This is a genomic window from Paenibacillus sp. FSL W7-1287, assembly GCF_038004245.1.
In the GTDB taxonomy this organism is placed as follows: domain Bacteria; phylum Bacillota; class Bacilli; order Paenibacillales; family Paenibacillaceae; genus Pristimantibacillus; species Pristimantibacillus camelliae.
Genome location: NZ_JBBORD010000001.1, coordinates 3,226,550 through 3,249,034 on the forward strand (window position 1 = coordinate 3,226,550; position 22,485 = coordinate 3,249,034).

Below are 22,485 nucleotides of genomic sequence, written 5' to 3' on the forward strand. Positions count from 1 at the left end.
TAGCTTTATATATTTACAAGCTCAAGCTTCTCTATTACTTTAACCAAACTACCAAATTCCAGCTCTTCAAACTTTTGATGCACTTGGTCTCTGTCAAAGCACCAGCGACAATGTTCATCGTTAAGCTCATCTAGCGGTGCCTCACAATGGATCGTTGCTAGTTTACGAGACAGATGCAGCATATCCAGATCAGTTTCGATCTTCTTGCGCACGGTCGGTGAGATTTGATCAAGGTTATCAAGCAGACCTTCAATTGAAGCAAATTGCTGTATAAGCTTGTAGGCTGTTTTTTCACCGATGCCTTTTACACCTGGATAATTATCAGCTGTATCTCCCATTAACCCCTTAACATCTATCACCTGTGCTGGCGTAAGTCCTTTTTCTTCGAATAATGTTTGCAGTGTATAAAGCTGATAGTTTCCGATACCTTTTTTCATAATGGCAACATGCACCTGCTCTTCAATGAGCTGAAGCATATCATGATCTCCCGTTACGATGACAACCTCGTGCTCTTTGCCAAGGCGAGAAGCCAATGTTCCCATACAGTCGTCTGCCTCGTAGCCTACAAGTCCGATATTCGGCACATCAAAGCTGCTAACGACTTCCTTTACGAGATCAAACTGCGGAATTAGATCCTCTGGTGCAGCTGGTCTGTTTCCTTTGTAATCACCGAATTGCTCTGTACGAAACGTTGTCGATCCCATATCCCAGCAGCATATGACATGCGTGGGCTGATACGTTTGAATCGCATCCGCAAAATAACGAACAAAACCGTGCACGCCATTTACAGGGATGCCACTGCTTGTCCTTCTAATTTTCCCGGTAAACGATGTAGCAAAATAAGCTCTAAATAATATAGCCATTCCGTCTATTAATAAATAACGACGCTTGCTGCTCACTATCCATCTCTCCTTCAAGCGTACTTTTGAATAAATTGCCCTAAGCGATCTGCCGCCTCTATGAGACGAGTCTCACTTTCTACTAAAGCAATTCTAACATATCCTTCCCCTTGACTGCCAAAGGCATCTCCTGGAATTACGACAACTCCAGTCTCCTCAAGACAGCGCTTTGCGAACATACGAGAGCTCCAGCGACCGCCTGGGCGATCCCCGTTGCTTAATGCAGGTAATCTTCCCCATACGAACATCGTCGCCTGTGGCGGCGTAACTAGCCAGCCAGCATGATGCAGCCGCTCTATGAAAGTGTCACGTCTACGCTGATAGATATCGCCAGCTCGTACAAACTGCTCATCGTGCATCGCCTCATCTAGCGCAACAATCCCCGCATCCTGTATCGGATCAAAAACGCCATAGTCGATGTTTGCCTTAAGCTCTGTTAACGCCGCTACCGCTGCTTGTTGACCAACTAAAAATCCGATACGGCAGCCAGCCATATTGAAGCTCTTCGACAATGAATGGAACTCGACGGCAATATCCTTGGCACCTTCAACCTGCAAAATACTTGGCGGCATAACGCCATCATACCCCATCTCCGAATAAGCAAGATCATGAACGATGAGTATGTTTTTCTGCTTGGCGAAGGCGATGAGCTGTTCATAGAAGGCAAGGTCTGCAACAGCTGTTATCGGATTGTTGGGGTAATTTAGCAGCATAAACGACGCACGCTGCCATATATTCTCAGGAATAGATTCCAACTGCGGCAAATAACGATGCTCCTCTACTAGCGGTATAAAATACGGCTCAACTCCTGCAAGAGCGAGTGCTGCATTATAGATCGGGTAACCTGGATCTGGCACAATAGCAATTGTACCTCGCTCGGCTATAGCCATTGCGAGATGAGCTAGTCCATCCTGTGAACCTGCTAGTGTGCATATTTCCGTAGCTGGATCGACCGTTACACCGAATCGGTGGCTCATCCATTCTGCTGCTTTGCTACGAAATGGCAGCCCACTTTTCAATGCAGGATAAGCATACATGTCCTCTTGCAGCACGAGCTGTGACAACGTTTGTCTCACCTTTACCGAAGGCGCTTGATCAGGGCTGCCAATACCTAGATCAATAACATCTATGCCGTCAGCTACGGCTTGACGCTTCCATGCAGCTACCTCTGAAAATATTGAAGAGCCTAATTGCGATAATAGCTGAACCACATTATTCCCCCCATACTTCCTTGTACAGCTCTTCCTTATAACCAATTGTAACCTTCTCTCCATCGGTTACAATCGGACGCTTAATTAGCATTCCGTTCGATGCAAGCAGCTCCAGCTGCTCCTCTTCTGACAAGGAAGCTAGCTTGTCCTTTAGTCCCATTGAACGATATACATCACCAGATGTATTAAAGAACTTTTTCAGTTCAACGCCGCTTATTGCTAGCAGCTCCTTCAATTGTTCTACCGTAGGTGGAGCTTCGACAATATGTCTTTGATCAAGCTCTCGTCCAAGTCCCTTTAATGTTTTTACTGCACTGCGGCATGTTCCGCATTTAGGATATTCATAGATCGTTAGCTGTTTCATTTTTGAGTTCCTTCCTGCATCTTGTTCAATATATTTTGAAAATCCTCTGGAATCGGTGCATGGCACTCCATGATTTGTTTAGTTGTCGGGTGAATGAATCTAATACTCTGAGCATGCAAGGCATGTCTTGAAATGCTCGATTCCAGCTCCGCTATTCTGCGATTTCCATATAGCTTATCACCAATTAGTGGATGACCTATGCTCTGCATGTGGACGCGGATTTGATGCGTACGCCCTGTTATAAGCTTGAGCTTAACTAAGCTCACCTCTTCATCGTCCTTCCACATAAACGATTGCTGGACCGTATAGAGAGTCTGAGATGGGTATCCATCTGGTGTAACGACGCGCAAATGAGGGTTCAGCGGATCACGATCGATTGGAGCATCAATCATGGTTTGTAGTGGTTTTGGTACACCATAAACGAGTGCCATGTAATATTTATCCACTTTCCCTTGCTGCATCTGCTCTGACAGCTGGTGATGAATATAAGCATTTTTCGCTATAACGACGAGTCCTGATGTCTCCTCATCCAAGCGATGAATGGGGCGAAATCGAAATCTTTCATTTTTCTCATTCCAATAAGCAACGACTCCGTTGGCTAGCGTATTCGTATAGTGGCCATGCGTTGGATGGACAATCATGCCAGCAGGCTTATTAACGACAAGCAGCTCATTATCCTCATACACAATAGAGATCGGCATCGACTGTGGCAATATATCCTCCGACTGCTCTCTTAGCTGCCTAAGTCTAACCGCTTCTCCAGTTCGTACAGGTGCAGAGATATAGACTCTCTCTTCATTGATGGTCAAGCCATAATCTGTCGTTCTTGCAGCAGCAAGCAGCTTGCTGGACACACCGAAGGCTTTTTCCAGCACCTCACGAACGGTCTTCCCATCGTCATCACTTGTAGCAATGACCGTTAACGGCTCATAATAATCTTCTAATAACTCGATGTTTTCTTCTATGCCATAATCCTGTTTTTCACCAGTTGTATCTGTATGCTTTTCAACTCGACCAGTCCATTTAATTGTCATGCTTCTTTCCTTTGAATACGTCAGCACTTCTAATATATTGTACATCTTCTATTTGCAGCAAAGCGTTCGCTCGTCTAGCAGCTGCAAAAAAGTAGTCAGATAATCGATTCAAATAGGCAAGCACCGCTTCGTTCATATCTTCCTGCTGCTGTGCAAGCGCCACCGTTTCTCTCTCAGCACGGCGACATACGGTACGACAAATATGCAGCACGGCAGACAGCTCAGAGCCCCCTGGCAATATAAATTTTGTTAGCTCTGGACTAGCTGTTGTATGTTCATCGATCCATTCCTCAAGTCGTGCGATGGATTCCTCTGTCAGCTTAAAAGGATGACCAGCCTGTGCATATGCTAAATCAGATCCGGCGTCAAACAGCTCATGCATAATATGTGCAAGCTGCTCTGCAATTCGTGCTGTCTCATTCATAGAATCCGCTTTAGCAGCCGCTAAGCCTACAAAGCTGTTCAGCTCATCAATCGTACCATAAGCCTCAACCTTTGCATTCGTTTTGAGCACTCTACCTCCGATTAAGCTAGTTAATCCTTTATCGCCGCCACGTGTATATAGCTTCATATTAAACCTCCTTAATAGATGTCGTTATAGCAACAGGCTCGACACTGATGTCGAGCCTGTTGCAGCTAATTAAAGCTATGAATTCTTTAGCTTGTATACAAATTGCCCCATTCGTTCGATCGCCTCAGATAAATTCGCTACGCTTGTTGCATAGGAGCATCTTAGGTGGCCTTCGCCTCCAAGCCCGAATACATCGCCAGGCACTGCAGCAACATTCGCTTCTTCAAGAAGACGCTGAGCGAACTCCTCGCTCGTTAGGCCAGTTGATTGGATAGATGGAAACGCATAAAATGCTCCTTGAGGCTCGTGGCATTCTAGTCCAATCTCGCGGAAGCCTTGAACAACGATACGGCGTCGCTGATTATAGGACTCGATCATGCGATCCTTTTCCTCAAGACCATTCGTCAATGCTTCTAGTGCAGCATACTGTGCCATTGTTGGCGCACACATAACCGTATACTGATGAATTTTGAGCATAGCAGCAATAATATCTGGATGACCACAAGCATAACCGAGTCTCCAGCCTGTCATTGCAAATGCCTTAGCGAAGCCACTAACTAACACTGTACGATCCTTCATTCCTGGCAATGAAGCAAAGCTTACATGCTTTGTACCATAGGTGAGCTCTGCATAGATCTCATCACTAATGACGATTAGATCATTCTCTTCTACCAGCTTAGCTATTGGCAGCCAATCCTCATATGTCATAATGCCACCTGTCGGGTTGCTTGGGTAGCATAATATTAAAATTTTTGAACGCGGAGTAATCGCTTTTTTCAGCGATTCAGCCGTAAGCTTGAATTGATCCTTCGCATAGGTTTCAATTCCTACGGACACACCACCGCTTAATGTAGTAATTGGTGAATAGGATATATAACAAGGCTCTGGAATTAATATCTCATCGCCCGGTGTAATTAACGATCTCAGCGCAAGATCTATAGCCTCGCTGCCGCCGATCGTTACGATAACTTCTTTATCAGCATCATATTGTACTTGAAAGCTATTATCTAAATAATTGCAAATCGCATCTCTAAGCTCTGGCATACCTGCATTGGATGTATACTGTGTTTTGCCTCGTTCTAAGGACATTACAGCCGCTTCACGAACATGCCAAGGTGTTACAAAGTCAGGCTCACCGACACCTAGCGTAATAACATCCTTGCGTGTGCTAACAAGATCGAAAAACCGTCTGATCCCTGAAGGTTTTATGTTACGAACCTCTGGATTAAGATAGTCAGCCATTTGTCGTTTTTGCACAGGTACGGATGATTGTTGCGATGCTTCGTTTACCATCACGCTTCACCCTTCTTATGGGGATACCATCATCCGATGATCACTTTCATGCTCCTCGAAGATAATGCCATCCTGTTTGTATTTTTTTAGAATAAAGTAGGTTTTCGTTGAAAGAACAGCTTCAATCGTTGAGAGCTTGTTGGAAACAAAAGAAGCGACTTCCTTTAAGCTCTTGCCTTCAATCTCAACTTGAAGATCATAAGCCCCTGACATTAAATACAGTGATTGTACTTCAGGGTATAAATAGATTTGTTCGGCAATTCTATCAAAGCCACGACCTCGTTCAGGTGTGATCTGCACCTCTATTAAGGCCGTAACCTTTTCATCATGCATCTTACTCCAATTGACGATCGTGGCATATTTTACGATAACGTTATTTTGCTCTAAGGCGGCGATTGCTTCCTTTACCTCTTCAACGGCGACATCAAGCATCGTCGCAATTAATTCTGGTTTCATTCTGGCGTCTTCCTGTAGAAGCGCTAGCACTTTTAATTGAAAATCAGAAATACCTGTCATATTCAAACCCCTTCCCACCAATTGTGGTATAGCAAACGCTATGTACGTTATTTTACACCGAATACGTTAATCCTGCAAAGCTAAAAAAGACCCGAATGGGTCTTTTTTAGCTTTCAGGTGACTTAATGAGCAGAATCTAACAGATTATAGCTCATTAATGAAAGGATTGAGCGTTTGTTTGCGGAGCTTGTCCGCCCATACCTGCTTGAAAACCACCTTGCTGCAGCCAAGTCTGAGTTTTTTGCGCCATTTGCTGGTAGGATTGAATTTGCTTATCAAGCTCTTTCTTTGGCGCCACACTGGCAGCTTCGTACATATTGTTGTTTTTCATTACTGTAAACAGCTGCCCTTGCATAGATAATGTGCTGTTTAGTAAGTTCGTAAACATTTGACGCGTTTGTTCACATGTCGATTCCGTTGCAGCAGTCGCGTATTCTCGAACGACACGCTTCAAGTCGGATAACACTACTCCAGCTAAATCATCTTCAGTAAGTTGCAATTGGTTATTGGCCATGATGAGTACCTCCGAATCGTATTAATTCATTGGAGCAACAGATTGATGCTGCTGCAGTGCTTGTAATAGCGTGTTGTAATTCGTCTGATGCATCATTGTCATTTGCTCAAAACAACGTTTAACCTCTGGATTAGTGGAAACCGCTGCAGCTGCTGCACAGGATTTCATCAGCATATCCTCATTCGACATTGAATCAATCGCGTATTCAAGCTCTTTGTTAGTCATTGCCTGCATCGAAAGCCCCTCCTTACATGTTGTACATGATACTACCTCTTTAGAATGCACGGAGGGCAGTCTGACTATGCAAACAAAACTTAGGCATAACCAAGATGATTAACTGAAATTAGAAAAAGCGGAGCGCAGCGTACGGTTGTGGTACGTGAGCATCAAAGTTTTCGGTAGCGGTTCATATTCGATGTCGATTACACTCCTACGAAACACATCGTCATCAAGCCTGGACTTTTTGAACAACCACTTAAATAAAGGTTCAAAAAGTTCGCCTTTCAGCACCGAGAAGATTGAAAGAAGCTAGAGCTTGAGAAGCGCAGCGTACGCTTTTGGTACGTGAGCATCGGAAAGCTCGGCTGAATTCAAGATTCGATGTCGAATCAACATCCAGTAACGCTTCGTGATCAAAGGTGGACTTTTTGAACACCCCTTCAATATGTGTTCAAAAAGTTCGGGCTTCAGGACCAAGAAGACGAGCCGTTACTAGAAAACGCGGAGCGCAGCGTAAGGTTTTTGTACGTGAGCACCAAAGTTTTCGGTAGCGGTTCATATTCGACGTCGATTACACTTCTACGAAACACATCGTCATCAAGCCTGGACTTTTTGAACTTCCACTACTACTAAAAAATGTTCATGCTAAGGTATCGCTCTCCAGTATCAGGCGCCACACAAAGCACACGCTTCCCTTCACCAAGACGTTTACCTAGCTGAATCGCTGCCCACACGGTTGCGCCAGATGAAGGACCAAGCAGCAAGCCTTCCTTCATTGCTAGCTCGCGCATCGTATGTAATGCGTCCTCATCTGACACCTGCATAATTTCATCGTAAATCTCTGTATTTAAAATTGCTGGAATAAAGCCCGGACTTGTACCAACAAGCTTGTGTGAGCCAGGCTGACCTCCTGAAAGCACAGGGGAGCCTTTAGGCTCAACAACGGCTACGTGCAGGTTAGGTAGATGCTGCTTAAGCACCTCGCTAGTTCCCGTTATCGTTCCCCCAGTACCTGAGGAAGCTACAAATCCGTCAAGTCGGCCCTCACACTGCTCCAAAATTTCCAGTGAAGTTGTTTTACGGTGGATATCAGGGTTTGCCTCGTTTTCAAACTGATTAGGAATAAATGAATGTTCAATCGCTGCATGAAGCTCTTCTGCCTTCGCAATCGCACCTGGCATCCGTTTAGAGGAATCAGTTAGTACAACCTCAGCGCCATATGCCTTTAGCAATGCAATTCTTTCCTTCGTCATATTATCCGGCATCACGAGTATAATCCGATAGCCTTTGGCTGCTGCATTCATCGCTAAGCCAATACCAGTATTGCCGCTAGTTGGCTCAATAATTGTAGCTCCTGGCTTCAGCTTGCCTTGACGTTCAGCTTCAGCAATTAAATTATAAGCAGCGCGATCCTTAACACTTCCGCTCGGATTCATATATTCAAGCTTCACGATAACTTCAGCACAGTTCTTTGGTACGATTTTTTGCAAAATAACCCCCGGTGTATTTCCAACAAGCTCAACGATACTATTTGCAACTTTAACCACTTTACACCTCCGATTGCGGCTTTGGCTTTAGAACTGCTTTTGTTTTACTCGCCGCATCCTCTCCGTTATAACGGTTATGCTTGATGTGGAACAACGGTCTCATAAATACCCAACAAAATATCGGCGAGCAGCCAACGAGCAGCAATACCCAAACCAATCCCGCTTCTGTATTAATCCAAAATATATAAATAAAGAAAGGGATAAGTCCGAGAACTCTTCCCGAGGTAAGTGCAATTTCTCTAAAAATAATCAACTCTTCACGACGCTCTACCGATTCCTTTGAAGCACCTATCATATCAAACACTTTTGACGTAATCGGAAGAATATATAGCGGGTATAGCAGAGCAGTGCCAATCCCGTACATAATAAGCGCACGATAGTCGATTCGCCAAAAGAAAGGGATAATAACAAGCGTTAAACAGATAACACCAATCAGCATAGCATGCTTGCGATAGCTTGGCTTCAGAAATCTCCCTGCCGCCCAAAAGCTAACGAGAGAGGTGACAGATGAGATCAACGTATATGTCCCAACCTTCGCTTCATCATTCGTGGCAATAAAGACGACTAAGTTTATTAAGAAGAAGAACACGCCTTCACGTACCCCTTGAGCCGTTATGCTAGCAAAAACATAACGCCATTGCCTGCTTTCTTCCGTTCGTTCTTTCCACAGCTTAAGCGGATATTTCCAATCATAGGTACCCACCTGCGGTCGCTTTTTTATAAAGAAGCTCAGTAAACCACAGCAAGCAAATATAAGCAACGATGCCGTAAAAATTAAAGTGTAGCCTCGTTGCCCTACAAGCAAGCTTATCAGCAAACCTGAGAGCCAAGGTGCAATGATACCTGAACCTGCGCCAAGCAGCCCCTGAGAACCATTAAAGCGGTCTCTAGTATCTGGCTCAGTAATTTCAAAATAAATAAGATTGTATGCGACCCAATAACAGCCTAAGCCCGCACCACTGATTAAGCCGAGTACAAATGGCAGCTCACTTGCTGATTCCTTAAGCCATAAGACTAAGCAATAAAAAACGCCTGAGAGCAGACAGCCAGCTCGCAGGCAATTCAGCTTATTTCCTTCTTTAATCCATTTGCCGCACAAGTAGAAGGTTAAGCCTCCCACACCGTATTGAGCGAGTGCAAACAATGCTACGGTTAAGTATGAGCCACTTGCTCTCCATAAGTATACAGGTATAAATGTACCAGAAAGGGCATTAGCAAACCCGAATGTAACATAAATTGCGAGCAAGAGTAGAGCCTGTCGATCAAGTATCTTTGCCATCTCAATCGCTCCTAACTTATTGTATTTGCTCACAATAAGTTACCCCTCTCGCCGAGCGCTCATACCCTTTCGTTCACGATTCCATTATTTTCTCATCACTCATCAGAGGAAAGAGAATCCAGCATTTGTTTACGATCCTCTATACTGATATAGCTATCTGTTCTGTAGCAGGATGGACATACATACCAGATTATCTTCATATCATTACGTACGATTGGCAAGTCGCTTGTCATTGCTTTTTTTGCATGAAAGCCTTCCTTTTCACCTAATGTCTGCTCACCAACTTCGAGCATATATTCACGGCAATTCGTGCATTCAGGCATTTCAAACTGCTCATCAAGCATAGCTTGAATTGAGCTATTTGCAGCGATTTCTCGCTTCGAACGTAGAATGCTTCCTTGCTCCTCTTCATCGTCCCAATCATCATCAGCAAGAGAACGACCTTGGTCTTCATCCTCGTCTACCATCGCATCAATTTCAAGCGTACGATAGCCACTTATCTCATTATCACAGTGCGGACAATATTTTTCAGGTCCAATTTCCTCATCCCAAATAATATTAGACTCACACCATGGACAAACTGTTTGCATTTCCATTAACTTTACTCCTTCAGCTACTTTTTCTAGTTTCAAATAACAACCTTACAGGATAGCTACATGTTAGCTATATAAATTAATCCCAGTAAGAAAAACAGGATAGAAATGACCGTTAGCACTTTTGGCAAGTACTTCACAATAGCACCTTCCTTACCCTATATTAATATCGTTGCGCCAATAACATACGAAAGAGAAATTGAGATCACCATAGCAATAAAACCAACAGCCCGGTTATCATTCATCAGCTCTGTATCAATTTTTAGCACTGGCGTCATGAACTCAAAAAGAAAATACGCAATAATTAATATGACAAAACCATAAGCTCCCCATAGCAGCTGTTCATATATCGAGCTGTTAATTGAAATCGAAAACCGAAAAATATTGCATATGCCAAATATTTTACCGCCTGTGGCCATTGCTACTGCAACATTTCCTTTCTTTATTTCATTCCAGCATCGATATTTTGTAACAAGCTCAAAAAGTGATAGAAAGACAATCAACGATAGCACGGCAACCGATACATAGACGATTGACGTTAAGTACTCATTTTCCAGTAACCAGTCGATTTCCGGATCCATTTTCTTCCCCTCGCTTCTTGTCAACTATTTTAGCTCAGCAACTGTTACCCCGTTACCGCCTTCACCATAATTGCCATTGCGATACGCTTTTACTAAGCTGTGACGTCGTAAATATTCTTGTATCCCGGCACGTAGGATGCCTGTGCCTTTCCCATGAATAATGTATACCTGTCCCATCCCTGCAAGATACGATTCATCAAGGAAACGATCAACTTCAATAATCGCTTCTTCCAACGATTCTCCTCTTAGATCGAGCTCCATTTTTACAGCGTCTTCCTTCGTCCGCTTTAAGCTAGCCGCTTGCTTTTGCTGCTGTACAGGTTGTTGGGATTTGGCATGGATAAGCTCCATATCATCAAGCTTCACCTTCATCTTCATAATGCCTAGCTGCACCGTTGCCTCATCCCCATGCAGCTCAACAACATGACCTTTGGAATTCAAGCTATAAACCTTAACCTCGTCGCCTTCACTTATTTTTTGTTTCTTTCCATCGCGTGGCGGCTTTGGCTTAGCTTTTAACTCTGGCTGCGCCTCATCCAGCCTACGTCTTGCTTCAATCAGCTTGTGCTCTTTAATGGAGGCTGCTTCATCCATAGCAAGCTTGCGCAAATCAGCGATAATTTGCTCTGCTTCCTTACGCGCTTTGTTCACAGCAATGTCTGCATCAGCTTGTGCCTTTGCAAGCAGCTTTTCCTTCTGCTCCTCGAATCGTTTAAGCTCCTGTTCATGCTTAATACGTTGCTGCTCCATTTCTTGTCGCAATTTTTGTGCAGTTTCCCTATCAGACTCTGCAGATAGACGCTGCTTCTCAAGTGAAGCGATCATGCTTTCGACCTTCATATCCTCGTCGCTTACTTCACCCTTTGCACGATCAATAATAGCGGTCGATAGGCCTAAACGCTCTGCTATAGCAAATGCGTTGCTTCGGCCAGGCACGCCTACCAGTAAACGGTATGTCGGGCTCAGCGTTGCGATATCAAATTCCATACTTGCATTAATGACTCCCTTTCGGTTAAAGGCATAAGCCTTTAGCTCAGAATAGTGAGTCGTTGCAATCACTCGGCATTCTTTAGCAAGGATATGCTCTAGAATAGCAATAGCGAGAGCAGAACCCTCTGATGGGTCGGTACCAGCACCAAGCTCATCAAGCAGCACTAAGCTTTTCGAGGTCATCCTTTCTAGAATACGTATAATGTTGGTCATATGGCTAGAGAAGGTACTTAAGCTTTGCTCTATACTCTGTTCATCTCCAATATCAGCATATATCGCATCAAATACGCATAGCTGACTACCCTCATCTGTAGGAACAAATAAACCTGACATTGCCATCAAGCTTAACAAGCCTACAGTTTTTAGTGATACGGTTTTACCACCAGTATTAGGCCCCGTAACAATAATCGAATCATATTGATTGCCCAGCTCCAAATCTAGCGGTACGACCTTCTTCGGGTCGAGAAGTGGATGTCTGCCACGCTTCAGCTTTATGTAGCCACGATCATTCATTCTAGGCATAATTGCCTTTTGCGCATGTGCAAGTCGTGCTTTGGCAAACGTAAAATCAATGTGCCCGATGAGCTCTTGATCATATAGAAAGTCCTCAACACAATCACTTACAAGTGCCGTTAAACGCTGAAGGATTTTTTCAATTTCTTTTATTTCTTGAAGTCTAAGCTCACGTAAACGATTATTCATTGAAACGATAACTTCAGGCTCAATGAACATGGTTGCTCCCGAGCTTGATTGATCGTGAACAATACCACCAAAGCTCGAACGATATTCAGCCTTAACTGGTATAACGAAGCGATCATTACGCAATGTAATAATCGACTCCTGCAGCATCTTCTGAACCGAAGAGGAACGAATCATCGACTCTAACTTCTCTCGAATACGTGCTTCACCATTACGAATTTCTCTGCGAATATTCGCAAGCTCTGTGCTCGCACTATCCATGACTTCCCCTTGATCGTCAATACAGGCTGTAATTTCCTCTTCAAGCTCTCGATGCTCGCTTAGCTGATCAGCATAAGCTAATAAAGATGGAATCGGGTGTTCCTCATGCACCTGTGCAATAAAGCGTTTTACACGTCTTGATGCTCTTGAGGTTGATGCTACCTCAATAAGCTCAGTAGGGTTTAGTGATGCATGAATTCGTGCACGATGAAGTGCAGATGATATATTAAAAATGCCACCGAATGGTGCAGCACCCTTTAAGCGATCCGCCGCATACGCTTCATCTGTAAGCTGCAGCAATGCTTTTACTTGCTCAAGATCAGTTGCAGGTGCGAGTGCCTCTACTCTGCTTTTACCAAGTGATGTTGCCGCATGCTCCTTTAGCTTCGCGATGATTTTGGAATACTCAAGTGTTGTCAATATTTTTGAATCCAACGATAACACTCCTTACACTTTTCATTTGACTAGATATCGCTTCTCGCACATGAAAAGTACACCAGAAGCATTCTCTCGCTTTATTATTATAGCTTAAAGTTTGATTTCTTGTACTACGCGATACATATAATTTTAGCTATTGGCTACACTAATTATAGATTTTTCGTACAACAACTACAAAGAAATCATGGAGGTAGTAACAATGAGTTTTCTTGGACATGTCGTTCGATTTGTAGTTTCTGCGATTGTGCTTATGCTGGTTGGCTGGATTGTGCCTCAGTTTTCAGTAGGTGGTTTCTGGAGTGCACTACTGCTTTCTCTTGTGATCGCTGCATTAGGCTGGATCATTGAAGGCGTATTTGGAAAAAAAGTTACCCCTTTTGGCCGAGGTATCGTTGGTTTCCTCGCAAGTGCACTTGTGATTTGGATTGCTCAATTTATTATTGGCGGTGTATCAGTTTCCATACTTGGTGCAATTTTAGCTGCACTCGTTATCGGTATTGTCGATCTATTCATTCCAATCGGTAATCCGTATGAAGCAGCGGACCGTAAAAAGTAAAAGTTCATGGTCATGGTCCTTCATCGATGATGGGGACCATGCTATGTTTAAATCGACATAAAAGAATTTGTCAATACTTTGTCATGAGCTGTCCTCTGGGAATGATTACATATTCCATTATTATAGGGTACAATAGTAAAGATTATAATGAAAAAGGGGATTTTAGTTATGAGAAAATGGCTATTGCTTGCTCTTGCTGTCGCGATGATGAGTATTCTAATTGCGTGCGGCTCCAATAATGGAAATTCAAAGGTCGAGCCTCCAATTGAAGTGTCTGAAGATGAAATCGCATCTGGAACATTAGAAATTGTTGCTTCGAACTGGGAATTTGACAAAGAATATTATGCCATTCGCGCTGGTGAAACGGTAGAGCTAACTGTTAATTCCATTGACGGTGTACACGGCATCGAGATTTTCGACACAGAATACAATAATATTGTAAACAATAAACCAACTCAGATTACGATTACTGAGCCTGGTACTTACAATATCCGTTGTTCAATTCCTTGTGGTCAAGGCCATCGCACGATGGTATCAAAGCTAGTCGTAGTAGCATAATAGAACGCTCCTGTCCGTAGACAGGAGCGTTTTTTTATTAGCTTTGTTCAATAAGTTCAATCCACTCATTGTACTCAGTTTTAAGCTTAGCATATTCTCGCTTAAGCTCCTCATGCTCTTCTTTAAGCACAAGAAGCTGATTATTCACTTCTTCGAGCTGTTGCTCATCAATTACAGCAATATGCTGTTCAATAGCTGCAGCTGCCTCTTTTTGAAGTGCAAGCTGCTCCTCGTACAAGGATGCCTGCTGCTCAAGCTGCTTCTTATGCTGCTCTAGCTGAACAAACTCATCCTCAAGCCGCTTCAATTCCTCTTGCTGCTCACGTTCGAGCTGCTGCTGCTTTTCCAAGCTAGCTGCTAGCTTTTCTGTAAGTTCTTCGATTTGCTCTTGTGCCATTGCAATTTGATTGGCTGACAATCTTTCTTTCGCAGCATTAATCTCAAGATATTGCAGGAGCTCTTCTGTCTTTTCTGCATCCTTCAGCTGCCGTGCCTGCAGTTGTTTATTGTGATCAACTGCTTGATTTAACTCGTTTCTTACAGCGTCAAGCTCTTCCTGAAGCTCAGTAACAAGCTGCTTCTGCTGCTCGGCTTGCTGCAATAATACAGTTTTCTCTGACAGCTGCTGTTGATCAACTTGATATTGCTGTCGCATTTGGTCAAGCTCTTGCTCAAGCTGTGCGAGCTGATTATCCTTCTCTTGTAAAACGACTCTTTGCTCATCAAGCTGCTTTTTGATCGACTGCTGCTCACTGATTTTCAGCTCGAGCTCTGCTTGCATGTCTAAGCTTAGCTCTAGTTCCTCTTCCAGCTTACGCTTCTGTAATTGCAATGCTTCAAGCTGTGCGAGTCGTGCCTGCTCTTGCTGTTGCAATTGTTGTACTTGCTGTTGCAGCTGTTGCTCTTTCTGTTGCAATTGCTGCTCCAACTGCTGCTTCGACTTAATTAATTCGTTATTAAACTTTTCCTTTTCATCTAAATTAGCTTCAAGCTGCACGGCTTTCTCTTCTAATTCTTGGATTAAGAGCATTGTGAGCTCTTGCTCGTTCTGATGCATGGCAAGCTGCTCAGCTTGCTTTTGCTCTGCCTCTGCTTGTAATGCGGTCAGCTTCTGTTCATAGTTCACAGCTTGTTCCTTCATTACCTGATGTTGCTGCTCGGCTTGCTCTAATAGCTGTTCAAGCTGATGCAGCTGTTGCTCAGAAGCATGACGCTCTTTCTCCTGCTGCTCTTGTGCATATAGCAACTTTAATCCTTCTTCCATGAGTTGCTGCTCCAAGCTTGCTATATGCTGCTTCGTATGATGTCCATTCTCTTCTGCTGCCTTTAGCTGGGTTTGAAGCTGTTCCACCATCGACTGCTGTTCTTTAAGCTGGGCTTTCAATTCTGTTTGAATATCGCGTAGTGATTGCTCTGCCTCCTGCAGCTCAAGCTCATGCAGCTCAGCAAGCTCAGTTGCTGCTACTAGTTGCTCACTTAGCTTCTCTAGCTCTGATGCATGACTTTGCTTCAGTTGAATGCGTGTCTGCTCCAGCTCAGCCATATGATTCTGTTTAAGCTCATCGCGTAGCAGTTCCAGCTCCGTTATATGGCTCTGCTTCAGCTGCTCTCGTAGCTGCTCTTGTTCTGCTATATGGCTCTGCTTCAGCTGCTCACGTAGCTGCTCTTGCTCTGCTATATGACTCTGCTTCAGCTGCTCACGTAGCTGCTCTTGCTCTGCTATATGACTCTGCTTCAGCTGCTCACGTAGCTGCTCGAGCTCCGATGCATGACTTTCCTGTAGCTGACGACGAAGCTCCTCAAGCTCCGATGCATGACTTTCCTGTAGTTGCTCACGAAGCCTCTCAAGCTCCGATGCATGACTTTCCTGTAGCTGCTCACGAAGCTCCTCAAGCTCTGAGTAAGCACGCGCTGCTTCGTTAAGATCTGAGCGGAGCGCTTCTTCCTGCTCAATCGCCTGTAATATTTGTTCATCCGCTTGAGACAAACGCAATTCAAAGCTTTCCTTTTGCTGTTGTAGCTCCCGCTTCGTAGCATTCACTTGATTCAACAATTGCTCGCGTTCATTAATCCAGCGCAGCTTTTCGGATTCAAGCAGCTCCTTGAGCTTCTCTGATTGCTCATTTAATTGCTCCTGCTGCAATGCCGATGCTTCTTTCTCAGCCTCACGCTCTTGCTGTAAGGAAGACAGCTGCTCCTCATGCCGTAACTGTGATTCAACCAACTGATCCTCGCTGTTTTTCAGCTGCTCCTTCAACGATTGAATCGTTTCATCATATTGCTGCTGTATATGATTTTTTTCAGCAGTTAGCGTATCAAATTCTGATTTTTGTTTTGCAATTTCAGCTTCAAATCTACTTTTTTGATTTACTAACGCAATACGTTTCTCTTCATCATATTGCTTATGAAGTACAACGAGTGCCTCTTCATGCTCTTGTTTAAGCTGTTTTATTACTTCCTCCAAAGATGCCTGTAATTGCTCTGACTTTTCGATAACAATTTTAAGCTGTTCTGCATGTGTCTCCTCTAGCTGCTTGCGCTCTAGGTTAAAGGATGCCTTTAGCTTCTCTTTCTCTTCAGTAAGCTGAAAGCGTTCCTGATCCAACCTTGCTTCTAATGAACTGCGTTCCTCTTCAAGCTGCTGCTGATGCAGCTCCTTCAATTGCTCAAGCTCTTGTTCTGACTTTTTCATATAGAGCTCATACTGTTCATTCAATTGCTGCCATTTCACCTTTTCATCCTCAAGCTGCTTCTCGGTGATATGTAGTCTTGCTTCTTCCGCCTGTAAGCGGTTATTTTCACGTCTAAGACGAAAAACTTCCTCTGATATTTGAACGGCGGTAAGCACCGCTAATTTATGTGTATCCAGAACGGGAAAGTTTTTTGCTAATTTATGCATTATCTCATCAATCGAAGATGCGATTGATTTCATATATTCAACGCTAGAATGTCCTTTAAGTTTATACTGGCTGCCATATATATCAACATTTACGATGATTTGTTCTGTGTCCATGCGTGTACCCCCATTCCATCTAGTCCAATGCTATGTTAACGGCAAAAAAGCCGCATCTTTAGCCCACTAGGAACTTATTCGATGCGACTTCTATTGTTTCCTGCCTATTTGCGCAATTCTGCTGCAAAAGATTGTTCTAATGATTTAACAACGGTGTCATGAAGCTCAGTAACCTCTTCATCCGTTAGCGTACGCTCTTTATGACGATATACTAATGAGATAGCAACGCTCTTCTTGCCTGCGCCTAGACGTTCGCCAGTAAACACGTCGAACACCTGAACGGACTCAAGCAGCTCTCCAGCAGCTTCCTTAATTGCCGCTACCATATTGCCTACTTGAACGTCTGCTTCTACAACTACAGCGATATCGCGCGTAATCGCTGGGTAACGAGGTAGTGCTTTATATACGATTTCACTGCTCGCCAGCTCATAAAGCGGTGCAAGCTCTAGTTCAACAACAAACGTATCTTCTAGATCTGATTGACGCTGAAGCTCTGGATGCAGCTGACCAACATAGCCAATGATTTGTTTTTCATCGTTATCGTTTAACACAATTGCAGCTGTCCTACCTGGGTGAAATTGAGACGGCTGTGCAGCTTCATAGCTGATATGCTCACCTAATCCCAATGCCGCAGTGATCGTCTCAACGATCCCCTTTGCATCGTAGAAGTCATAAGCTACAGCTTTGCTTAACCAGCCAGCTTCGATACGCTGACCTGTTAATAATGCAGCAAAGCGATGCTTCTCCTCAGGCAGCTTCGTCAGCTCAGACTCATTCGTATGGAATACGGAGCCAATTTCAAATAATGCTAGCGATTCATTTTTACGGTTGCGATTATACGTTGCAATATCGATCAACTGAGCGATTAAGTTTGTACGCAGCACACTGCGCTCCTCGCTCATCGGCATAAGCAGCTTGACAGCATGTGGATTCGGCACTAGATCTGGAAATAATGTCGTATGCTTCGGACTAGTGAAGGAATAGCTGATAACTTCCAGCATACCTGAATCTGACAGACGCTTACGCAGCTCACGACGAATACTTTGAGGCTTCGTTAATGCACCAGGAATAACTTCTCCATAGATCGGCGTAGTCGGAATATTATCGTAGCCATAGATACGAGCAATTTCTTCAATTACATCAACATCTAACGTAATGTCACCGCGGCGAGTTGGAACCTCTACTACATACTGTTCATTTTCATTGGTTTCAAAATCAAACCCTAGTCGATTCATAATCGCTTTTACTTCGAGTCCAGAAAGTGAAGTACCTAACACTCGATTAATTTTTTCCAACGATACGCTAATGTGGCGCGGCTTGATTTCCTTCACTACTTGTTCAACAATGCCCTCTAGCACTAATCCTTCACCAAGCTCTGAAATAAGCGCTGCAGCTCGATTTAGTGCAGGAATAACACGACCTGGATCCACTTCTTTTTCAAAACGAAGACTAGATTCTGAGCGTAGACCAAGCTCACGAGATGTTTTTCTTACCGTTCCGCCCGCAAAGCAAGCAGATTCCAAAATAATATTGACGGTTGAAGACGTAACCTCTGTACTAGCACCGCCCATAACTCCTGCAAGTGCTATTGGAGCTTTCTCATCTGCGATAACAAGCATATGCTCTTCAAGCTTGCGCTCTTGATCGTCAAGAGTAACTAGAACCTCACCACGTGCAGCAGAACGCACGACAATTCGGCCACCAGGAATTTTATCGGCATCAAACGCATGAAGCGGCTGACCATATTCAAGCATGACATAATTCGTCACATCGACAATGTTATTAATTGGACGTATACCAGCTGCAATCAAGCTGTTTTGCAGCCAAAGCGGTGAAGGCGCAACGTTGACACCTTTAATGTAGCGTGCTGAATAATGGCTGCACAGCTCTTTATTATCGATCGTTACGTTCACATATTCGCTGGCTTGCTCCGTCGTATCAGCAATTTGAACCTGTGGAAGCTTTACTTCACGACCAGTTAATGCTGACGTTTCGTAGGCTACACCAAGCATGCTTAGCGCATCAGAACGGTTAGGTGTAAGATCAAGCTCCAACACTTCATCATCAAGTCCGAGCACTTGTTCAATCGGCGTACCTAATTCAAGTGTGGAAGGTAATACAAGTATTCCTTCCTGCTGCTCTTTAGACAATAGCTTGTCGTTCATCCCAAGCTCCTTAGCAGAGCAAATCATTCCTTGTGATTCTACTCCGCGAAGCTTCGCACGCTTAATTTTGAAGTCTCCAGGCAGCTTTGCGCCAATAACAGCTACAGGCACATGCTGACCAGCGTCAACATTAGGGGCGCCACATACGATTTGCAAGTCTTCACCAGTACCAACATCAACCTTACATACATTCAGCTTATCTGCGTCTGGATGCTTCTGCTTTTCCTTCACATAACCGACAACAACACCGGAAACGCCTTTATTTCTGCTTTCTACGATATCGATCTCGATACCGCCTCTTGTCATTTTTTCTGCAAGCTCACTTGCTGTAATTCCGCTAAGATCAACATATTGCTCAAGCCATTTATATGAAACCTTCATTAGTTACATCTTCCCTTCTTTTCACTTTGGTATGTTAAGCTCTCATCACATCCGGGCGAATTGAGAGAGGAATCGCGTATCATTTGTATAGAAATGACGAATATCGTCAATGCCGTATTTCAACAGCGCGATACGCTCGATTCCCATACCGAAAGCAAAGCCTGATACCTCTTCAGGATCATAGCCACCCATTTCAAGCACTCGTGGATGCACCATACCGCAGCCCAAAATCTCTAGCCAGCCTGTGTGCTTACACATACGACAGCCATTTCCGCCACATTGCGCACAGGTCACATCAACCTCAGCGCTTGGCTCTGTAAATGGGAAGAAGCTCGGGCGAAGACGAATCTGTGTATGCTCACCGAACATTTGCTGTGCAAATTGCAGCAGCGTTCCCTTCAAATCACTCATTCGTACGTTTTTGCCGACAACTAAGCCTTCAACTTGGTTGAACTGGAAGGAATGCGTTGCATCATCATCGTCTCGGCGATAAACCTTACCCGGGCAAATGATACGGATCGGAGTTTCACCGCGATGTGCTTGCATTGCTCGGACCTGTACAGGGGATGTTTGTGTTCTCATCAAAATTTCCTCTGTAATATAGAACGTATCCTGCATATCACGTGCGGGGTGATTCTTCGGTAAATTCAACGCTTCAAAATTGTAATAGTCCGTTTCGACCTCTGGACCTTCAGCAACGGAGTAGCCTAATCCAATGAAGATATCCTCAATTTCTTGTGCTACCTTGTTGAGTGGATGTACAGCTCCTGTAGGCAACTGACGTCCTTGCAATGTCACATCGATCGTTTCTTCACGAAGACGACGGTCTGTTTCAGCTTGTTGGATGGCCTGTTGCTTTTTCTCAATCACTTCTTCGATCGCTGCGCGCACATCATTAGCGACTTGACCGATAATTGGACGCTCTTCTGCACTTAGGCTACCCATACCACGCAGCACCTCAGTGAGTGCACCTTTTTTACCTAAGTATCTTACGCGCAATTCTTGAAGCGAGCTTGCTAGATCAATGTTTTCCAGCGCGGCAAGCGCCTCGTTTCGTAGTGCTTCTAATTTTTCTTTCATGCGAATCCCTCCAATTTGCTATACCAATATATAAAAAAAGGCTCTTCCTCCCCGAAGGGACGGAAGAACCGTGGTACCACCCTAATTTAGATAGCTAATGCTATCACTTAGATCTCTGTATCGTAGAGTTACGTGCAGCTCTACAGCCTCTGTCAAACAGAAGGTTCAAGTGCATGCTCCAGAGTGAATTTCCGCAGGCAGTGACTATCGATCAGCTTTCAATCTATGGCTGTTCGTCCCTGTATAGTTTGTTTGCGTACTTATCTCCATCAACGCTTTTTATTATAACCCCGTGATCAGTGGGGGCTTTTTGAACAACTCTTTAAATAATATGTTCAAATAGCCTACTTTCAGCACCGAGAAGATTGGATAAAGCTAAGGGATGAGGAGCGCAGCGTACGTTGTTGGTACGTGAGCACCGGAAGACCTGGCTGAATTCAATATTCGATGTCGATTAACCTTACAGTGCTACCTTCGTGATCAAAGGGGGCTTTTGAACAACTCCTATACATTATAAGCAAAAGTACAGGTTAGCGCAACTACGCCATGCCCTAATTCTCAAAGGAAAAACTAAATTGCCGCTCCTGTCCACTTGCAAATACGATGTCTACAGTCGCATGCCATAACGTTGGGTATGGCAGCTTCAACTCTTTAAGAGAGAACTGCTGCTCGATAAACCCAGGAAACTCAATATTGTCTTCAATCGGAATAGACTGCAATATATATGCGCGAGCAGATGTTTTTGGCTTATCATCTGCATATAATGATAGCTGTACGTTCGCTACTTTGCCTTCTTCCTTCAAGGTCCATAGACTTAAACTAAACGTATTGGGTCCTGGCGCATTTGGTGAAAGCTTCACCGTATAATGGAGCTCATCTCCCATTTGATGTCTATTCAATGCATTCTCTGCACTAGGCAGCGGACTAATCGTGCTCATTAGTGCAGCAAGTGCAATAACGACGAGAAGTGTCATATATTCGATCTTCAATAGTCGTGACTTTCTATCGGCCTGATGCTTTCGTATGTAGGTATTAGCAGTGTAGCCAAGCCATATCGCAATCAATATAGCAATGATTTTTACTAGCAATAGCTGCCCCCAGCTTGTATACAATAGATAGCTTATACTCGGAAGAATAAGAGCTGTTAACGCAATACCGCTCACACTAGCGATTGCTATCGTCAGCCAAAGCAGCTTTGTAAAGCGCTCTAGAAATGTCCTTACTTGCTCCGTTCCATCCTTCCAATTGACTAGAAAATAGATCACGCCACCGACCCAAATCGAGATCGTAGCGAGATGAATAAAATCAAACAATATAATTAAGCTATCGGACGAAGCATGACCGTTCATACTTTCCGCAAGCAATAGCAGCACAATAATGATCAGCCTTGCAGCCTGTAGCTTTTGAACGAATAAGCCGATCGCACTTAGTAGCAGTAAAGCAAGCCAGGTACGTCCAGTCGAACCTTCAATAAGGAGCGGTGCAATCTGCTCCACACCCCCAAAGGATTGTGCCCATTGAACAACCTGAGCGAATATAGCTAATATGACTGCAAGCAGCAAGCTTCTGTTAACCGTTTGGATGATACTCTCTCGCCATTGAATTCGCGTTTCTGCTATAGCATTACGGACAAAGCTATCCACCATAATCAAACCACTTAGTGAAATTAACAACCCATAGACGATTAGTTTGGTTATGTACACGAAGATTTCCAATTTGACAC

20 protein-coding genes are annotated in these 22,485 nt (G+C 44.0%); 2 read left to right on the forward strand and 18 right to left on the reverse strand.

The window, feature by feature from the left end; all coding sequences use genetic code 11:
* Positions 1-5 precede the first annotated feature (5 nt).
* The 14 genes from NSQ99_RS14655 to NSQ99_RS14720 all read right to left on the reverse strand — a co-directional run bounded on the left by NSQ99_RS14655 (position 6) and on the right by NSQ99_RS14720 (position 13,006).
* The gene (locus tag NSQ99_RS14655; RefSeq protein ID WP_340838799.1) at positions 6-902 is read right to left on the reverse strand and encodes a 5'-3' exonuclease; all 897 of its coding nucleotides are present in this window, start codon (positions 900-902) and stop codon (positions 6-8) included.
* An 11-nt stretch (positions 903-913) separates the two neighbouring features.
* The gene (locus NSQ99_RS14660) at positions 914-2,110 is read right to left on the reverse strand and encodes an aminotransferase class I/II-fold pyridoxal phosphate-dependent enzyme (protein ID WP_340837446.1); all 1,197 of its coding nucleotides are present in this window, start codon (positions 2,108-2,110) and stop codon (positions 914-916) included.
* Position 2,111: 1 nt separating this feature from the next.
* Positions 2,112-2,474, reverse strand: coding sequence for a Spx/MgsR family RNA polymerase-binding regulatory protein (locus NSQ99_RS14665; protein ID WP_340837449.1), 363 nt, complete (start codon positions 2,472-2,474; stop codon positions 2,112-2,114).
* Positions 2,471-3,508: an RluA family pseudouridine synthase gene (locus NSQ99_RS14670; RefSeq protein WP_340837451.1), complete on the reverse strand. Its 1,038-nt coding sequence runs from the start codon at positions 3,506-3,508 to the stop codon at positions 2,471-2,473. The genes NSQ99_RS14665 and NSQ99_RS14670 overlap by 4 nt, the downstream gene beginning before the upstream one ends.
* Positions 3,498-4,079, reverse strand: coding sequence for a cob(I)yrinic acid a,c-diamide adenosyltransferase (locus NSQ99_RS14675; protein ID WP_340837452.1), 582 nt, complete (start codon positions 4,077-4,079; stop codon positions 3,498-3,500). The genes NSQ99_RS14670 and NSQ99_RS14675 overlap by 11 nt, the downstream gene beginning before the upstream one ends.
* Positions 4,080-4,154: 75 nt before the next feature.
* Positions 4,155-5,372, reverse strand: a complete 1,218-nt coding sequence (locus NSQ99_RS14680) for an aminotransferase class I/II-fold pyridoxal phosphate-dependent enzyme (RefSeq protein ID WP_285855625.1) — start codon at positions 5,370-5,372, stop codon at positions 4,155-4,157.
* A 15-nt stretch (positions 5,373-5,387) separates the two neighbouring features.
* A complete protein-coding gene (locus NSQ99_RS14685; RefSeq protein WP_285855567.1) occupies positions 5,388-5,888 on the reverse strand; it encodes an Lrp/AsnC family transcriptional regulator in 501 nt (166 codons plus the stop codon).
* A gap of 154 nt (positions 5,889-6,042) precedes the next feature.
* Positions 6,043-6,402, reverse strand: a complete 360-nt coding sequence (locus tag NSQ99_RS14690) for a spore coat protein (protein WP_251666039.1) — start codon at positions 6,400-6,402, stop codon at positions 6,043-6,045.
* A gap of 21 nt (positions 6,403-6,423) precedes the next feature.
* Positions 6,424-6,636 carry a hypothetical protein gene (locus NSQ99_RS14695; protein WP_251666040.1) on the reverse strand — a complete coding sequence of 71 codons (213 nt, stop codon included), beginning with the start codon at positions 6,634-6,636 and terminating at the stop codon, positions 6,424-6,426.
* Between the two features lie 614 nt (positions 6,637-7,250).
* Positions 7,251-8,168 (reverse strand): cysteine synthase A, encoded by a 918-nt coding sequence (cysK, locus tag NSQ99_RS14700; protein ID WP_340837455.1) that lies wholly within the window; start codon positions 8,166-8,168, stop codon positions 7,251-7,253.
* Position 8,169: 1 nt separating this feature from the next.
* Entirely contained in the window at positions 8,170-9,447 is a 1,278-nt protein-coding gene (locus NSQ99_RS14705; RefSeq protein WP_251666042.1) for an MFS transporter, read from the reverse strand.
* A 95-nt stretch (positions 9,448-9,542) separates the two neighbouring features.
* Positions 9,543-10,043 carry a hypothetical protein gene (locus NSQ99_RS14710; protein ID WP_340837457.1) on the reverse strand — a complete coding sequence of 167 codons (501 nt, stop codon included), beginning with the start codon at positions 10,041-10,043 and terminating at the stop codon, positions 9,543-9,545.
* Between the two features lie 155 nt (positions 10,044-10,198).
* The gene (locus NSQ99_RS14715; protein ID WP_251666044.1) at positions 10,199-10,621 is read right to left on the reverse strand and encodes a DUF350 domain-containing protein; all 423 of its coding nucleotides are present in this window, start codon (positions 10,619-10,621) and stop codon (positions 10,199-10,201) included.
* Between the two features lie 24 nt (positions 10,622-10,645).
* The gene (locus NSQ99_RS14720) at positions 10,646-13,006 is read right to left on the reverse strand and encodes an endonuclease MutS2 (RefSeq protein WP_340837460.1); all 2,361 of its coding nucleotides are present in this window, start codon (positions 13,004-13,006) and stop codon (positions 10,646-10,648) included.
* Positions 13,007-13,208: 202 nt separating this feature from the next.
* On the opposite strand from NSQ99_RS14720, the gene NSQ99_RS14725 reads away from it, so the two are divergent.
* Together NSQ99_RS14725 and NSQ99_RS14730 are read left to right on the forward strand one after the other, a co-directional pair.
* Complete coding sequence (locus NSQ99_RS14725) at positions 13,209-13,565, forward strand: phage holin family protein (RefSeq protein WP_251666046.1); 357 nt, start codon at positions 13,209-13,211, stop codon at positions 13,563-13,565.
* Positions 13,566-13,733: 168 nt separating this feature from the next.
* Positions 13,734-14,123: a cytochrome C oxidase subunit II gene (locus NSQ99_RS14730; RefSeq protein ID WP_251666047.1), complete on the forward strand. Its 390-nt coding sequence runs from the start codon at positions 13,734-13,736 to the stop codon at positions 14,121-14,123.
* A gap of 37 nt (positions 14,124-14,160) precedes the next feature.
* On the opposite strand, the gene zapA is transcribed toward NSQ99_RS14730, so the two are convergent.
* From zapA to NSQ99_RS14750, 4 genes are all read right to left on the reverse strand, one after another.
* Positions 14,161-17,136: a cell division protein ZapA gene (gene zapA / locus NSQ99_RS14735; RefSeq protein ID WP_340837462.1), complete on the reverse strand. Its 2,976-nt coding sequence runs from the start codon at positions 17,134-17,136 to the stop codon at positions 14,161-14,163.
* A 104-nt stretch (positions 17,137-17,240) separates the two neighbouring features.
* Positions 17,241-19,682: a phenylalanine--tRNA ligase subunit beta gene (gene pheT / locus NSQ99_RS14740; RefSeq protein ID WP_340837464.1), complete on the reverse strand. Its 2,442-nt coding sequence runs from the start codon at positions 19,680-19,682 to the stop codon at positions 17,241-17,243.
* 45 nt (positions 19,683-19,727) lie between these two features.
* Complete coding sequence (gene pheS / locus NSQ99_RS14745; protein WP_340837466.1) at positions 19,728-20,762, reverse strand: phenylalanine--tRNA ligase subunit alpha; 1,035 nt, start codon at positions 20,760-20,762, stop codon at positions 19,728-19,730.
* Between the two features lie 551 nt (positions 20,763-21,313).
* Positions 21,314-22,465, reverse strand: a complete 1,152-nt coding sequence (locus NSQ99_RS14750; protein WP_340837468.1) for a copper resistance D family protein — start codon at positions 22,463-22,465, stop codon at positions 21,314-21,316.
* Positions 22,466-22,485 lie beyond the last annotated feature (20 nt).